This is a genomic window from Pinirhizobacter soli, assembly GCF_015905305.1.
In the GTDB taxonomy this organism is placed as follows: domain Bacteria; phylum Pseudomonadota; class Gammaproteobacteria; order Xanthomonadales; family Rhodanobacteraceae; genus Pinirhizobacter; species Pinirhizobacter soli.
This window is the reverse complement of the sequence record NZ_JADZLQ010000003.1, coordinates 255,733-271,852: the sequence shown is the minus strand read 5'-3', so window position 1 is coordinate 271,852 and position 16,120 is coordinate 255,733. Positions and strand designations below refer to the sequence as shown.

Sequence of the window (16,120 nt, the reverse complement as noted above, 5' to 3'; positions counted from 1 at the left end):
GGGCTACTACGGGATCAGGCGCTTGCGACCCTTGGCGCGGCGGGCGCTGAGGATCTTGCGACCGTCGGCTGTGGCCATGCGGGCACGAAAACCGTGGGTACGGGCGCGCTTGAGGACGCTGGGCTGAAAAGTCCGCTTCATGGCGAAGTCCGTGTGTCTGGATGAAAAAAGGTTGGAGAGTATGGAAAGTTTTTGGCGTCCTGTCAAACACATGGGTGTGGCCGCTGGCCGGATGGCGCCCGGGGGGGGTGGCCCCTTGCTGATAGACTCCACTGTCCTTCCCGCGTCCCGCGGGAGACGAGCCTAGACCGATACCCCGATGAGTGAACTTTGGCGGCGCTGCCTTGAGCGTCTGGAAGGCGAATTGAGCGCCGAGGATCTGCATACCTGGCTGATGCCCTTGCAGGCCCGCGAAGATATCAACGGATTGCATCTTTTTGCGCCCAATCCGTACACCCTGGACGCCGTACGCGAGCAATACCTGCCCACCATTCGTGGTGTGGTGGATCACCTGGCCGGCCGGGAGATCCCCGTGCGCCTGGAGGTGGGTTCGAGCGCACCACGCGCCGCCCCGCCGCGCCCGGCCTCGTCGATGCCAAGCGCCACCCGCCCCTCCGAGCCTTCCCTGCCGGTTGAGCCCGAATACGCGCACAATCTCGACCCGCACTACACGTTCGAGACCTTCGTGGAAGGCAAATCGAACCAGTTGGGCAAGGCCGCGGCGATGCAGGTGGCGATGAACCCGGGCCGGGCCTACAACCCGCTGCTGCTGTATGGCGGCACGGGCCTGGGCAAGACGCACTTGATGCATGCGGCAGGCAACCTGATCGTGGCCAACAACCCCGGTACGCGGGTGCTTTACCTGCGTTCGGAGCAGTTTGTCAGCGGCATGGTGCGGGCCCTGCAAACGAAGAGCATGGATGAGTTCAAGCGGCGCTTCCGCTCGGTCGATGCCCTGCTGATCGACGACATCCAGTTCTTCGCCGGCAAGGACACCACGCAGGAAGAATTCTTCCATACGTTCAACGCGCTGTTCGAAGCCAAGCAGCAGATCATCCTGACCTGCGACCGCTACCCGAAGGAGCTGGACAAGCTCGAACCACGCCTGAAATCGAGGTTGGGCTGGGGTTTGTCGGTGGCGATCGAGCCGCCCGATTTCGAAACGCGCGCGGCCATCTTGTTGTCCAAATCGCACGACAAGGGCATGGCCGTGTCCGAAGATGTGGCCATGCTGCTGGCTCGCCGGATCCGCTCCAACGTGCGCGACCTGGAAGGCGCGCTCAACACGCTGGCCGCCCGGGCGAACTTCTACGGCAAGCCGATCACCACCGATTTCGCCGAGGAAACCCTGCGTGATCTCCTCAACACGCATGCGCAGGCCGTGACTGTGCCGAACATCCAGAAGACGGTGGCCGACTACTACCAGGTACGGCTGTCCGACCTCTTGTCCAAGCGCCGCGTGCGTTCGCTGGCAAGGCCGCGGCAGATGGCCATGGCACTGTCGAAGGAATTGACCGAGCACAGCCTGCCGGAGATTGGCGAGGCTTTTGGCGGGCGTGACCACACCACGGTGCTGCATGCCTGCCGCACCATTCGCGGTTTCTGCGAAAAGGACGTTCGCATGCGCCAGGATTGGGAACAGCTGATCCGTATATTAACGGGCTGACAAGGTGTGGATAATAGTTGGGTAACTACCGGTGCCCGACTTATCCACAGGTCGCGCACAGTCCGCAGACCAAACGATACATCCGAAGCTCCAAGATAAGTTTTTGATTTTAAATGATTTATCGGACTTCTTAAGTTACGCACAGCACCTACAACCACCACTAAATACATCTTAAAAACAAAAAGCAGGAGTAGGGGACGCATGCAATTCAGCATCCAACGGGAAGTTCTGCTAAAGCCCCTGCAACAGGTGGTGGGAGTAGTTGAGCGTCGGCAGACCCTGCCGGTACTCGCCAACCTGCTGGTCCAGGCCTCGGGCGAGCGTGTGTCATTCACCGGCACGGACCTGGAAGTGGAAATGATCGCCAGCACGCCGGCGACCGGAGTCCACGAAGGCGAAGTGACCATTCCGGCACGCAAGCTCTTCGACATCGTCCGGGCCCTTCCCGACGGCGCCAAGATCGACGTGAAACTCAACGGCGAGCGTGTCGCCCTGAATGCCGGACGCAGCCGCTTCACCCTGGCCACCTTGCCCAGCACCGAATTCCCGGTCATCGACGAAATCGAGCTGGTGGAGCGGGTCACGCTTCCCGAGGAAGTCCTGCGCGACCTGATGGACCGCACGTCCTTCGCCATGGCCAACCAAGACGTCCGTTATTACTTGAACGGCATGCTGCTGGATCTGCAGGAGCACACGCTGCGTTGCGTTGCCACCGATGGCCACCGCCTGGCGCTGAAGCAGACCCAGCTGGAAAGCTCGGTGGCCGCTCGCCGCCAGATCATCATCCCGCGCAAGGGCGTGAATGAGCTGGTGGGTTTGTTCGAGACGGGCGAGGGTTCGGTAGAGATCGAATTCGGCCGGAACCACCTGCGCGTCCGCCGCGGCGATGTGGTGTTTACCTCCAAGCTGATTGACGGCCGTTTCCCGGACTACGAAGCGGTGATCCCGCTCGGCGCCGACAAGACGGCCACGATCGATCGTGAGGTGCTGCGCAGTGCCCTACAGCGTGCGGCGATCCTGTCCAACGAGAAATATCGTGGCGTGAAGCTGGAGCTGAGCCCCGGCAAGCTGCGCATCGTGGCTCACAACCCCGAGCAGGAAGAAGCGGTCGAGGAAGTGGAATGCGAGACATCCGTGTCGGATCTCGCCGTCGGCTTCAACGTGGGCTATCTGCTCGACGCCCTGGGTGCGCTGCGAGGCGAGAACGTGCGTTTGAGCCTGCGCGATGCGCAATCGAGCTGTTTGCTGCAGGAAGAGGGCAACGAGGATGCCCGTCACGTGATCATGCCGCTGCGCCTGTGACACCTCCGGCAGCCTCTTGCCGGAAGCCGACGCCGGGACGGTCCTTCGACCTCCCGGCGTCTTTCGTTGCGGGGGCGGTGCGATGAAGATCGATACCCTGCGTATCGCCAACCTTCGATCGTTGGCCGATGTCTCACTGTCGCTCGCGCCTGGTGTGAACCTTTTCACTGGCGCCAATGGTGCTGGCAAGACCAGCGTGCTGGAGGCGGCTTACCTTCTTTCGCACGCCGGTTCCTTCCGAGCTGGAAGCCGGGAGAACCTGATCAGCCGTAGTGCGACGGGGTTTTCGGTGTTTGCCGAGGTCTCACTGGAATCCGGGGCCCGTCATCGCCTCGGATTCGGCAAGGAGGGTGGGAAATGGGCGGCAAGGGTGGACGGCGCCGCGGCGTCCAGTTTTGGCGCCCTCGTACAGCACGCTGCCGTTGTCTGTTTCGAACCAGGATCCCACGCCCTGATTGCCGGCCCCTCCGATGAGCGACGCCGCTTCCTCGACTGGGGTGTGTTCCACGTGGAACACGATTTCCTGTTGGCTTGGCGCCGCTACCAGCGCGCACTTAAGCAACGGAACAGCCTGCTGCGGCAAGGCGGGTCGGTGGACTTCGGTCTTCTGGAGCCCTGGGAGGCTGAACTGGCTCAGTCAGGTCAAGCGATCGATGCCCATCGGAAATCCTATCTTGAGCAGCTTCGGCTCCACTTGGCCCGCTATGCAGCGGCCCTGCTTCCGGAACTGGGCGCCGTGGAGCTGGTATATCGCCGGGGCTGGCCTGACGACCTGACCCTTGATCTGGCCTTACGGGGCCGCCGGGAGCGCGATCTTGGGCGGGGGCACACCACGGTGGGTTGCCACCGGGCGGACTGGTCGATCCACTTCGAAGGCGCCCCTTTGCGGGAACATTTGTCCCGTGGCCAGGAAAAGCTCACAGCGATGGCCGCCCTACTGTCCCAGGCGGCGCTTTATGCAGCGAACCGCGGCGAATGGCCGGTTATCTGCCTGGATGATCTTGCATCTGAGCTCGATCGCACCCATCAAGAGTGGGTGGTGGGGCAGCTTCTTCAGCATCAGGTACAGGTGCTTATTACCGGCACGGACGTCCCATCGGCGCTTGAGACGGCCCGGACCACGATGTTCCACGTGGAACAAGGCCAAGTCGCCGCCCTGCTATAATTGACCGAATGCCCGATCCGCGCCTCCGGCGCGGCGGTGCCTGATGGATGGGTGCATGACCGACCAAACATACGATTCAAGCAACATCAAGGTTCTGAAAGGCCTGGATGCCGTCCGTAAGCGTCCTGGCATGTATATCGGCGACACCGATGACGGCACTGGCCTGCACCACATGGTGTTCGAGGTGGTGGATAACGCCATCGACGAGGCTCTGGCCGGGTATTGCGACCAGGTCGATGTGATCATCCACGACGATGGCTCGGTGAGCGTTCGCGACAATGGCCGCGGCATTCCGGTGGACACCCATCCGGAAGAGGGCAGGTCCACCGCCGAGGTGGTGATGACGGTCCTCCATGCCGGCGGCAAGTTCGACGCCAATTCCTACAAGGTGTCCGGCGGCCTGCATGGCGTGGGCGTCTCGGTAGTGAATGCCCTTAGCGCCAAGCTATGGCTCACCATTTACCGCGACGGCCAGGAATACAACCAGGAATACGCCAACGGCGAGCCGCTGTATTCGATCAAGCCGATCGGGGCGTCGTCGCTGCGCGGCACCATGGTGCGCTTCCTGCCCAGCACGGCCACCTTCACCACCAACCACGAATTCCACTACGACATCCTGGCCAAGCGCCTGCGTGAACTGGCGTTCCTCAATTCCGGCGTCACTATCCACCTGTCGGACGAGCGGAGCGAACGCAAAGACACGTTTGCCTACGAAGGCGGCATCCGTTCGTTCGTGCAGCATCTGTCGGAATTGAAGCAGCCGCTGCACCCGAACGTGATCAGCATCAACACCCAGCAAGACGACATCACCGTTGAAGTCGCCATGCAGTGGACCGATGCCTACCAGGAAACGATGTTCTGCTTCACCAACAACATCCCGCAGCGCGACGGGGGCACCCATCTCACGGGCTTCCGCACCGCGCTTACGCGCACCCTGCAGGGTTATATCGAGCGGGAAGGGCTGGCCAGGAACGCCAAGCTGACCGGCCTTTCCGGCGACGATATGCGCGAAGGCATGATCGCCGTGCTCTCGGTGAAGGTGCCGGATCCTAAATTCTCCTCGCAGACCAAGGACAAACTGGTCTCCAGCGAGGTCAAGACCGTGGTGGAGCAGGTGGTGAACGACAAGTTCTCCGAATACCTGCTCGAGCATCCGGCCGAAGCCAAGATCATTGCCTCGAAGGTCGTTGACGCTGCCCGTGCGCGCGAAGCGGCCCGCAAGGCCCGCGAAATGACCCGCCGCAAGGGCGCGCTGGATATCGCAGGCTTGCCCGGCAAGCTCGCCGATTGCCAGGAGAAGGACCCGGCCCTGTCGGAACTGTTCCTGGTCGAGGGTGACTCCGCCGGTGGTTCGGCCAAGCAGGGCCGCAACCGCAAGACCCAGGCCGTGCTGCCGTTGAAGGGCAAGATCCTCAACGTGGAGAAAGCCCGCTTCGACAAGATGATCAGCTCGGCCGAGGTCGGCACGCTGATTACCGCGCTGGGCACGGGCATCGGCAAAGACGAGTACAACCCCGACAAGCTCCGCTACCACCACATCATCATCATGACCGACGCGGACGTGGACGGATCCCACATCCGCACGCTGCTGCTTACCTTCTTCTACCGGCAGATGCCGGAGCTGATCGAGCGTGGCCACGTGTATATCGGCCTGCCGCCGCTGTACAAGGTGAAGCAGGGCAAGCAGGAGATGTACATCAAGGACGATGCCACCTTGAACAACTACCTGATTTCCAGCGCGGTGGACAATGCCAGCCTGGTCTACAGCCCGGATGCGCCGCCGATCACCGGCGAGGCCCTGGAAAAGCTGCTGAAGGACTACCAATCCGCACTCGACCAGATCGGTCGCATGGCCCATCGGTACGACACGGCCGCTTTCACCGGCATGCTGGAGCAGCCAGCCCTCACCGATGCCCACTGGCAGGATCCAGCCATGATGGAGGCCTGGCTCCAGGGCGTCACCAAGGGCTTGAACACCAGCGGCCTGGGCCGGCCCAGCTACCGCATGGCGCTGCGTCCTGCAGCGGGCGAACAGACCGCGGCGATCGAAATCGTGCGTACCCAGCACGGCCTGGACCACATCTGGCTGTTGCCGCGTTCGTTCTTCAGCGGCCCGGAATTCCGTCCGATCCGCACGGTGGCCGAAGCGGTTGCCGGGATGATCCAGTCCGACGCCGTGGTTCGCCGCGGAAACGCCTCGCGCGGCGTGCTGCGCTTTGTCGAGGCCCGCAACTGGTTGCTCGACGAGGCCAAGAAGGGCCGTACCATCCAGCGCTTCAAGGGCCTGGGTGAAATGAATCCCGAGCAGCTGTGGGAAACCACGGTCAACCCGGAAACCCGTCGCATGCTCCAGGTGGGCATTGAAGATGCGGTCGCGGCCGACCAGATGTTCTCCATGCTGATGGGTGAGGCGGTGGAACCGCGCCGCGATTTCATCGAGGCGAATGCGTTGAAGGTCGCCAACCTCGACGTTTGAGCGTTCATGAGTGCCGTCCCGCCGCAAGGGCGGGGCGGCAGAATGCACAAAAAATTCCCTTGTACGACAATATGTTTCGTGGCGCGCCAACGTTTATATAACAAGTCATTGTTTTGACACACCTTTCTTTGCCGCACCGCAGCTTGTTCCGAGTTGGCTACCGGGTTACCCTCTTGGGTCCCCCATCGCGTTCAGGCGCGATGCCAACCAAAGGTGAGGCGAATGAAACAGGGTTCCCTTCTGAAAGCACTTGCGTGTGCCGCGTTCCTGGCCACGCTGGCCGCAACGCCGGCCATCGCGAAAGACACCAAGGATGCTCCCAAGCAGGAAGCGCTTTACCCGAACGCCACTCGCGCCGAGCCCAAGCTCGACAAGGTCGACCAGAAAGAAGCCGACACGCTCAACCAGGGCCTGCAGGCTGCGCAGGATAACGACGACGCCAAGGCGCAGCAGTTGCTGCAGCCGATCGCCGACGGTTCGAAGAGCAAGTACGCACAGGCGCTGGCAACCCAGGCGCTGGCCAACATCAAGTACAACGGTGGCGACCACAAGGGCGGCATCGAACTGTTGAAGAAGTCCATCGACAGCAACGCGCTGCCGAACGACACGTACTTCCAGTTGCAGTTCAACCTTGCCCAGTACTACGCCGGCGACGAACAATATCCGCTGGCCCTGCAGACGCTGCAGCAGTGGCGCGACCAGGGCAAGAAAGAAACCGCCGAAGCCTACGGCCTTGAAGGCATGATCGACTACCGGATGGAGAAATATCCGGAAGCCATCGCCGCCATCAACAAGGCCAAGACGATGACCGACAAGCCGAACGCGCAGTGGGACCAGATCCTGCTGGCGAGCTATTCGGAATCGGGCCAGTCCGACCAGGTGGCCAAGCTTGCTTCCGACCAGCTGGCGAAGAATCCCAACGACTCCACGGCGCTGCATAACGCCAGCGCGGTATTGCTGCAGCAGCAGAAATATCCCGACGCCATCAAGCTGCTTGAGCAGGCGCGCAGCACCAACACGTTGAACGAAGAATCCGACTGGCAGAACCTGGCCAAGTCCTACATGCTGCTGGCCCAGGACGGCACCGATGCCAAGGGCAACGGCGCCAAGGCCGTGGCCGTCATCGACGACGGCATGAGCAAGGGCAAGCTTCAGAAGTCCGCCGAGAACTACAAGCTGCAGGGCGACGCCGCGATCATCGGGGAGAACGAAGCAGGTTCCATCCAGTACTACCAGAAGGCCGAGCCACTCTCCAAGGACGGCGAGGTAGGCCTTGCCATGGCCCGCGTGCAGCTGCAGCAGGATCAGTACGCCGCGGCGAAGAAATCCGTCACCGCCGCGATCGCCAAGGGCGTCAAGCACAAGGGCAGCGCGTACATGGTGCTGGCCGAGAGCGAGCGCGGGCTGAAGAACAAGCCCGCTGCCGTTGCCGCGATGAAACAGGCTGCCCAAGACCCGGAGACGGCGTCCAAGGCGAATGCCTGGCTCAAGCAGGCGGCAGCAGCGAAGTGAAAGCCAGGTAAAGGCATCGGTAAAAATGCGCCGTGGGGGCGCGAATAGACGTCCATATAACGCCCCTTCGCTGCTATACAAATGCCATAAGCTGGTGTACCGTTGAATACTTTCCGCCCAGGCGTTCAGGCGAAGTTCGCAGTGTCAATGCGGCTTTGCCGACAATCCCTGTGCGATCCGACTTCCGATCGACTTGCTTGATAGTGAAAGATGGCCTCAAGTAACGAATTAACCGGCCAAGCGCCGTTCAGCTGGGGACGCACGAGCGCGTTGGCGGTAGCCATCGCGGTCCATGCGGTCGGCTTCCTCATGCTGGTTGCGCCCGCCACTCCTCCCAAGCAGCAGGAGAAAGAGAAAGAGCGCGTGGTGAACGTCGATTTCATCGAACCGCCGCCGCCTCCTCCTCCCCCGCCGCCTCCGCCGCCCGAGCCGCCGAAGCAGCCGCCGCCGAAGATCATCCAGCAGATCAAACCGCCAGCGACACCGCCGCCGCCGACACCGCCGCCGGCAGTGGAGGAAGCGACTACCAATCCGCAGCCCGCTCCGCCTCCCGCGCCTCCGGCCCCGCCGGCTCCGCCCTCGGCGATCGAAGCGAGTTCGGACCTGTCGTACCAGAGCCGCAATCCGCCCAAGTACCCGCCGCAGGCCGTACGCCAGCGTCATGAAGGTACCGTCGTATTGCTGGTGCTGGTGGCCGTCGACGGCTCTGCCAAGGATGTGAAGGTCGATAAGTCCAGCGGTTTCCGCGAGCTGGACCAGGCCGCGGTTCAGGCCGCGCAACGCTGGAAGTTCAATCCAGCCAAGCGTGGTGGTCAGATCGTCGAGGGCTATGCTCGCGTACCGGTAACATTCAATCTAAGCCAGACTTGATCACGCCTCGTGTTCTCGTCTATCAAAGTTCACGCTTGACTTCCCAAGGGTAGCGTTATGTTGCAAGACACCTCCGCTTCTGCTGCTCCGGCAGCACAGTCCAACGCCGAAGCCATGAAGGCCATGGGCTTCGATCACCTCATCCACAATTTCGATCCGCTTGGTTGGATCGTCTTCGTTGTGCTGGTGATCATGTCCTTCTCTTCCTGGTACTTCATCATCGCCAACGCAATCCGCAACGGCATGGTTCGTGGCCGCGCCGAACGCGTGATCCAGGGCTTCTGGGGCAACAGCTCCACGCAGGATGCAATCCGCGTGCTCGAAGAACAGCCCAAGGGCGAACCGTTCTCCAAGATCGCTCTGGACGCAGCTTCCGCTGTCGCCCATCACCAGCAGGCTGCTGGTGGCCGTCTTGCCGAAACGCTCTCGCGCTCGGAATTCATCGACCGCGCCCTGCGCCAGGCCGTCGCTCGCGAAAGCCTGCGCCTGGAGGGTGGCCTCACCCTGCTGGCAACGGTCGGTTCGTCCGCGCCGTTCATCGGTCTGCTCGGTACGGTGTGGGGTATTTACCACGCGCTGATCCGCATCTCCTCGTCGGGCGACGCCTCGATGCAGGCGGTGGCCGGCCCCGTCGGCGAAGCGCTGATCATGACCGCCTTCGGTCTGTTCACCGCCATCCCGGCCGTGCTTGCCTACAACTTCTTCAACCGTTCCAACCGCCTGACCTACGCCCGTTTCGACGAATTCGCGCACGACCTGCACGACTACTTCGCTACCGGCGCACGTGTCGAAGCCGGTGTGGCTCCGGTCGTCGTCAAGAAGTGAGGGTCTAACCCATGTCCATGAGCACCGGGGGCAATAGCGGCGGCCCCATGTCGGAGATCAACGTCACGCCCCTCGTGGACGTGATGCTGGTGCTCCTGATCATCTTCATGATCACGGCGCCGCTGATGACGCACCGGATCAAGATCGACCTGCCCAAGGCCGACCCACACGTGAAGGAAGAAGTGCAGGTCGAGCCGATGGACGTGGCCGTGAAGGAAGATGGTTCGCTGTACTCGGGCGACGCGCCGGTGACGGAAGCGGAGCTCAAGAGCCAGTTCGCCGTTGCAGCCAACAAATCCCCGCAGCCGGAAATCCAGCTGCGCGCCGATCGCACCACGCAGTACAAGACGGTGCGCAAGGTGTTGGGCTTTGCCAAGGATGCCGGCATGGTGCACGTGGCCTTCCTCACCACCGGCAACGGCAAGGAGTAAGCAGCCATGGCATTCAGTTCAGGCAACAGCAGCGGCCCGATGTCGGAAATCAACGTCACGCCCCTCGTGGACGTGATGCTGGTGCTCCTGATCATCTTCATGATCACGGCGCCGATCCTTTCCCATAAGGTCAGGATCGATCTCCCGCAGCCGAGCAATAATCCTCCGCCGGATGTCACCCCGCCGGATCCGATCCACCTGCAGATCAAGCAGGATGGTTCGCTCTTCTGGAACGACACCCCCGTCGACGAGACCGGTTTGCGGGCTCAGATCGCGGTGGTCGCCCAGCAGTCGAACCAGCCGGAACTGCAGATCGACGCCGACGACAACGCCCAGTACGAGGCGGTCGCCAGGGTCCTTTCCGATGCGAAAGGCCAGGGCCTGGTGAAGATCGGTTTCGTCAACACCGGTGGCGGTCAGTAATACTCAAGTTACCGATTCAAAGCACTACCCTTTGGAAAACCCCCGCCTCGCGCGGGGGTTTTTTTATGCGGGAATCGGGCGACCCTAGTGCAGGATCTGCAGGTAACGACGCACCACGTTGGCCATGCCCGAATACAGCGACTCGGTGATCAGCGCATGGCCGATGGACACCTCGGCAAGGCCCGGAATCGCGGTCTTGAAGGTGCCGACGTTGTCGAGGCTAAGATCATGCCCGGCATTCACCGCCAGCCCCGCCTGCTGCGCCTTGCGTGCAGTGTGCGCACAAAGCTCCAGGGCTTCTTTCACCTTGCCGGCGGCGAAGGCCTCGGCGTAGGGGCCGGTGTAGATTTCCACGCGCTGCACGCCGATGCGCGAAGCTTCAGCGAAGCCTTCGCCACCGGCATCGACGAACAGGCTCACCCGGCATCCCAGCTCGCGGAACTGAGCCACCAGGGGCGCGAGCATGTCGCAATCCCTGGTGAGGTCGAACCCGTGGTCCGAGGTGATCTGCCCGTCGCCGTCCGGCACCAGGGTGACCTGGGTAGGCCGCGTTTCACGCGCCAGTTCCAGGAGGCCCGGGTACTCGCCGCGGGCCGGGGCAAACGGGTTGCCCTCGATGTTGTATTCGCCGCGGCCGCGCAGAAGGGTGGCCAGCAGGCGCACATCGCTTGGGCGGATGTGTCGCTGGTCGGGGCGCGGATGCACGGTCAGGCCATCGCAACCGGCCTCGAGGCAGGTGTGCGCGGCTGTGGCAAGGTCCGGTTCGTTGCCGCCGCGGGAGTTGCGCAGCACGGCGATCTTGTTGAGGTTGACGCTAAGGAAGGTCATTGCAGGTCCATAGACAAGAACGGCGCAGGCCTCGCGGCGTGCGCCAGTGACTGTTACGGAGCATAACGCGCCACGTCCATGTGGCGCCCTTCCACGACTGGCAACGAAGGATCAGACCGGAGCGTGGGCGAAAGGTTCCTCGCCACCGGGCAACAGCACGCGGCGTGTGCGTTGCTCATCGGACCACGCAACGTGCGCGTGCAGGCCCGGCCCGACCGCCGGTTCCACCAGGCTCCAGCGCGAGGCCGGTGCCAGGTCGCCCTCGAACCCATGCGCCGCAGGTCCATCGTTCCAGGTGAAGCCCACCCGGTGCAGGCCATACGAAAGACCCTGGCCGTGGGCCTTCAATACCGCCTCCTTGGCCGTCCACAGTCGCAGGAAGGCAGCCTGTCGGCCTTCCGGTGGTTGCGCTGCCAGCCACGCTGTTTCATCGGGGGCGAAATAGCGCCCGGCAATATCCAGCAGGCGTGGCCGTGGGCGGTCGCGCTCGATGTCCACGCCCAGCTCCGGCAGTTCCCAGGCCACGCCAAGCAGGGCCACTTCGCCCGTGTGCGACCAGCTGAAAGACAGCCGGGCGTGGGCATCCTCGAGCGCCGGCTTGCCAAACGGGCCGCGGCCCAGGCGCAGATCGCCCGGCGATACGCCCAGGTACGCGGCGAGCCAGGGCAGCACCGCGTGTCCGGCGTCTTCGTTGCACGACGCCAGGCGCATCGGCCACAGGTGGATCTCGTCGTCGGCAAGATGGGGCAGGCGGGAGGGCACGCTCATCCACCGATGGTAACGTCCGCGCGCCGGCATGGCGAAGGAATGGATAAGTTATGCCTAGAATGGCTGCATGAACTCCGGGGGCACGACGTGATTGCAGGCGGCTACCTGCTGCTGCTGGCGCTGGTGTACGTGGGCTTGCTGTTTGCCGTGGCCTACGCCGGCGATCGCCGTCCACTTTACCCGCGGCAGCCGCGGCTGCGCCCGATCGTCTACAGCCTGGCGCTGGCGGTTTATTGCTCGTCATGGACGTTCTACGGCGCCGTAGGCACTGCGGCGCGCGACGGCCTGGCCTACCTTCCGATCTACCTTGGTCCACTGTTGCTGCTGGTGATGGGCTTCGGGTTGATACAGCGCCTGGTGCTGGTATCGCGCGAGCGCAACATCACCTCGATCGCGGACTTCATCGCCGCACGCTTCGGCAAATCGCATGGGCTGGCGGCGCTGGTGGCGATCATCGCGGTGGTGGCGATCATCCCGTACATCGCCCTGCAGTTCAAAGCCGTGGCCATGTCCTTCCATGTGCTCACCGCAGGCCATCCAAACGCGGCGATCCCGCTGGTCGGTGACAGCGCGATGTGGTGCGCCATCCTGCTGGCCACTTTCGCCATCCTGTTCGGCACGCGCAGCATCGACGCCTCGGAACATCACCACGGCATGATGCTGGCGGTGGCCGTGGAATCGCTGGTGAAGCTGGTGGCGTTCATCGCGATTGGCGTGTACGCCTGGATGCATGGCCCGGGCCTGGCTGCCAGCTACGCGCCCGCCGTCGCCGAACTGAAGCAAGGCTTGCCCACCGGTTTCATCGCGCAGACGCTGCTGGCCTTCTGCGCGATGTTCTGTTTGCCGCGGCAGTTCCACATCGGCGTGGTGGAATGCGAAGACCCCCAGGACCTGCGCCGCGCGCGGTGGATGTTCCCGGCCTATATGGTGCTGATCAGCATTGCCGTGTTGCCGATCGTTGCCGCCGGCATGCACCTGCCATCGGTACGCGGCGGATCGGCCGACGCCTGGGTACTTAATCTCCCATTGGCCCTGGGCAACGAGGGTATGGCGTTGCTTGCCTTCGTCGGTGGTTTCTCCGCCGCCACCGGCATGGTGATCGTGGCAGCGGTGGCCTTGTCGACGATGATCAGCAACGACCTGGTGATGCCTGCGTTGCTGCGTATCCATCGCTTGGGGCTAGAGCATCGCAGCGACCTGTCGTACATCGTGCTTCGCGTGCGGCGGGTGGCCATCGTGCTGCTCGCGGCCGGTGCCTACGCCTACTATCGCCTGCTTGCCGGTGACGAAAACCTCGCCGCCACGGGCCTGCTTGCCTTCGCCGCCGTGGCGCAGTTCGCCCCGGCGATCGTCTCGGGCCTGTACTGGCGCGGCGCGAGCCGGCTGGGTGTGTACGTGGGGCTGCTGGCGGGCTTCGCCACCTGGGCTTATACCTTGCTGATGCCGGCGATGATCCGCTCGGGCTGGCTGCCACAGGCCTGGTTGCAGGAAGGTCCGCTGCAGCTGGACTGGCTGCGGCCTACCGGCTTGTTCCACCTCACAGGTTGGGATCCGGTCACGCACGGCACGTTCTGGTCGCTGCTGATGAACGTTGGCGCCCTGGTGTTCATCTCCCTGCGCGTGCGGCCCGGCATCGAGGAGCGCCTGCATGCAGCGTTGTTCGTCGATCCGTTGGCCGGGGTGACCACCGGTGCGGGCGACTGGCGCGGAAGAGTGGCCGTGCGCGATCTCTTCGCCATCGCTGGCCGCATCGTGGGCGAGCGCGGCACCGAACGCGCCTTCGCCGACTATGGCGCGCGTCGCGGCAAGGAACTGCAGCCGGGTGAATCGGCTGACCGTGCGCTGATCCAGTTCACCGAGCGCCTGCTGGCCGGCGCGGTGGGGGCGGCCAGTGCCCGGCGCATCCTGATCAGTGCGTTGTCGGGTACGGGCCTGGATATCGCCGAGGCCGTGGCTTTGATGGACGAAGCTTCGCAGGAACTTCGCTTCAACCGTGAGCTGCTTTCCACCACGCTTGAAAATGTATCGCAGGGCATCAGCGTGGTCGACGCGACGATGCGCCTGGTGGCCTGGAACCGGCGTTACGTGGAGTTGTTCGATTACCCCGAAGGCATGGTGTATGTGGGCCTGCCGGTGAGCGACCTGATCCGCTGGAATGCGGAACACGGCGAGTGCGGCGTGGGTGAAGTGGAGCAACACATCGCCAAGCGCATCGGGTACATGCGGGCAGGCTCGCCCCATCTCTTCCAGCGTATCCGCCCGGATGGCACGGTGATCGAAATGCGCGGCCGCGCACTGCCGGGCGGTGGTTATGTCACCACCTACACCGATGTCACCGCGTACAAACACGCCGAGCAGGCCCTGATCGAAGCCAATGAGAACCTGGAACAACGCGTGGGTTTGCGCACCGCGGAACTATCCGAGGCTCTGGCTGACACCGCGAAGGCACGGCTTGATGCGGAAACCGCCAATGCCTCGAAGACGCGTTTCCTGGCAGCAGCGAGCCACGATCTGTTGCAGCCGCTGAACGCGGCCAGGCTGTTCACCTCCGCCTTGCGCCAGTATCCCAAGCTCGACGAGGAAAGCGCACAGCTGGCCGAACGCATTGATGCATCTTTCCGCGCCGCGGAAGATCTGCTCGACGCCTTGCTTGATGTCTCGCGACTTGACGCCGGCAGCTACCGGCCCGACGTCAGCGCGTTCTCGCTGACGGATCTGTTCAATTCCCTGAAACCTCAATTTGCCGTGGTGGCCGAGCAGCGCGGCATCGCCTTCGACGTGGTGCCCACCACCTTGTCGGTGCGCAGCGACCCGCAGCTCCTTCGCCGAATCGTGCAGAACTTCCTTTCCAATGCCCTGCGCTACACGCGGCGCGGGCGTGTGTTGATGGGCGCACGACGCAGTGGAGACCAGGTGCGCATCGAGGTGTGGGACACAGGGCCGGGCATTGCGCTGGACCAGCAAGCCAGGATCTTCGGTGAGTTCCAGCGACTGGATCGTCCCTCGCCGTGGGGCGAGAAGGGCCTGGGCCTGGGGCTTTCCATCTGCGAGCGTATTTCGAACATCCTCGGGCATCGGCTGGACCTGCACTCCGAAGCTGGCACTGGCAGCTGCTTCAGCGTGACGGTGCCGCGCACGGCGCATGTGGCGCCCAAGCAGGTGCGGCCGATGACCTTGCCCGGCGGCGAGCAACTTCCGCTGCGCGTGCTTTGCCTGGACAACGATGCCACCATTCTTGAAGGCATGCGTGCACTGCTGGGTCGTTGGGGAGTCACTTGCCTGACGGCGGAAAATGAAGCGGATGCCGAAGCCATTCTGCGTAGCGAGACGGTGGATCTGATCCTTGCCGACTTCCACCTCGATGATCATGCCGACGGGCTGGATGTGCTTGAGCGCTTCGGCAAGATCATGCCGAACCTTCCACCGGCCGCGCTGATCACAGCGAACAATAGCCCGCAGTTGCTGCAGCGAGCGCGTGCACTTGGCTATCCGCTATTGCATAAGCCAGCCAAGCCGGCCGCGCTGCGCGCACTTCTGGTGGCGTTGGCGCGGCGCAAGTCGACGGCCCGGGACGATGACGACTGGCGGCAGAATATTGCTTAGCTTATTGCGGTTTTCGCGCTCTCGTTCGGGGACGCTGCATCTTTCGTCCAGGAGGCATCGATGTCGGTAGCCAGCACTTGCCCGGCAGGTCCGACACGCTAGCCGATCGCGCTGAGACTTGCGTCCCACTCCTATCATCGGTCGTGGGAAGTTGCCGGTTTGGCCTATAGATTTAGTCGCCGCCCTAAATGGGTGGTGCAATGATGCAGGCGTCGGATTCTTCGAGAAGGCGATGATCTGACGGTAGGCAT

The 16,120-nt window shown here is 63.1% G+C and carries 13 protein-coding genes; 10 read left to right on the top strand and 3 right to left on the bottom strand.

Annotation, left to right across the window (positions count from 1 at the left end):
• Window positions 1–6: 6 nt before the first annotated feature.
• Window positions 7–141 carry a 50S ribosomal protein L34 gene (gene rpmH, locus NDK18_RS14575; RefSeq protein ID WP_250626139.1) on the bottom strand — a complete coding sequence of 45 codons (135 nt, stop codon included), beginning with the start codon at window positions 139–141 and terminating at the stop codon, window positions 7–9.
• A 178-nt stretch (window positions 142–319) separates the two neighbouring features.
• Between rpmH and dnaA the strand changes: the two genes are divergently transcribed.
• The 9 genes from dnaA (at window position 320) to NDK18_RS14530 (ending at window position 10,670) form a co-directional block, all read left to right on the top strand.
• Window positions 320–1,666 carry a chromosomal replication initiator protein DnaA gene (gene dnaA, locus NDK18_RS14570; protein ID WP_250626138.1) on the top strand — a complete coding sequence of 449 codons (1,347 nt, stop codon included), beginning with the start codon at window positions 320–322 and terminating at the stop codon, window positions 1,664–1,666.
• A 201-nt stretch (window positions 1,667–1,867) separates the two neighbouring features.
• Entirely contained in the window at window positions 1,868–2,968 is a 1,101-nt protein-coding gene (dnaN, locus tag NDK18_RS14565) for a DNA polymerase III subunit beta (protein WP_250626137.1), read from the top strand.
• An 82-nt stretch (window positions 2,969–3,050) separates the two neighbouring features.
• A complete protein-coding gene (recF, locus tag NDK18_RS14560; RefSeq protein WP_250626136.1) occupies window positions 3,051–4,133 on the top strand; it encodes a DNA replication/repair protein RecF in 1,083 nt (360 codons plus the stop codon).
• Window positions 4,134–4,188: 55 nt separating this feature from the next.
• On the top strand, window positions 4,189–6,609 hold the full coding sequence (gene gyrB / locus NDK18_RS14555; RefSeq protein ID WP_250628176.1) for a DNA topoisomerase (ATP-hydrolyzing) subunit B: 2,421 nt from the start codon (window positions 4,189–4,191) through the stop codon (window positions 6,607–6,609).
• Between the two features lie 222 nt (window positions 6,610–6,831).
• Window positions 6,832–8,121, top strand: a complete 1,290-nt coding sequence (locus tag NDK18_RS14550; RefSeq protein WP_250626134.1) for a tetratricopeptide repeat protein — start codon at window positions 6,832–6,834, stop codon at window positions 8,119–8,121.
• Between the two features lie 210 nt (window positions 8,122–8,331).
• The gene (locus tag NDK18_RS14545; protein ID WP_250626133.1) at window positions 8,332–8,991 is read left to right on the top strand and encodes an energy transducer TonB; all 660 of its coding nucleotides are present in this window, start codon (window positions 8,332–8,334) and stop codon (window positions 8,989–8,991) included.
• 57 nt (window positions 8,992–9,048) lie between these two features.
• On the top strand, window positions 9,049–9,816 hold the full coding sequence (locus NDK18_RS14540; RefSeq protein ID WP_250626132.1) for a MotA/TolQ/ExbB proton channel family protein: 768 nt from the start codon (window positions 9,049–9,051) through the stop codon (window positions 9,814–9,816).
• Between the two features lie 11 nt (window positions 9,817–9,827).
• The gene (locus NDK18_RS14535; protein ID WP_250626131.1) at window positions 9,828–10,247 is read left to right on the top strand and encodes an ExbD/TolR family protein; all 420 of its coding nucleotides are present in this window, start codon (window positions 9,828–9,830) and stop codon (window positions 10,245–10,247) included.
• A 6-nt stretch (window positions 10,248–10,253) separates the two neighbouring features.
• A complete protein-coding gene (locus tag NDK18_RS14530; RefSeq protein WP_250626130.1) occupies window positions 10,254–10,670 on the top strand; it encodes an ExbD/TolR family protein in 417 nt (138 codons plus the stop codon).
• 84 nt (window positions 10,671–10,754) lie between these two features.
• Here NDK18_RS14530 and NDK18_RS14525 read toward each other — a convergent pair whose 3' ends face one another.
• Both NDK18_RS14525 and NDK18_RS14520 read right to left on the bottom strand, forming a co-directional pair.
• Complete coding sequence (locus NDK18_RS14525) at window positions 10,755–11,498, bottom strand: pyridoxine 5'-phosphate synthase (RefSeq protein ID WP_250626129.1); 744 nt, start codon at window positions 11,496–11,498, stop codon at window positions 10,755–10,757.
• A gap of 111 nt (window positions 11,499–11,609) precedes the next feature.
• Window positions 11,610–12,266 (bottom strand): 4'-phosphopantetheinyl transferase family protein, encoded by a 657-nt coding sequence (locus tag NDK18_RS14520; protein ID WP_250628175.1) that lies wholly within the window; start codon window positions 12,264–12,266, stop codon window positions 11,610–11,612.
• A 39-nt stretch (window positions 12,267–12,305) separates the two neighbouring features.
• Between NDK18_RS14520 and NDK18_RS14515 the strand changes: the two genes are divergently transcribed.
• Window positions 12,306–15,869 (top strand): PAS domain-containing hybrid sensor histidine kinase/response regulator, encoded by a 3,564-nt coding sequence (locus NDK18_RS14515; RefSeq protein WP_250628174.1) that lies wholly within the window; start codon window positions 12,306–12,308, stop codon window positions 15,867–15,869.
• Window positions 15,870–16,120: the final 251 nt, after the last annotated feature.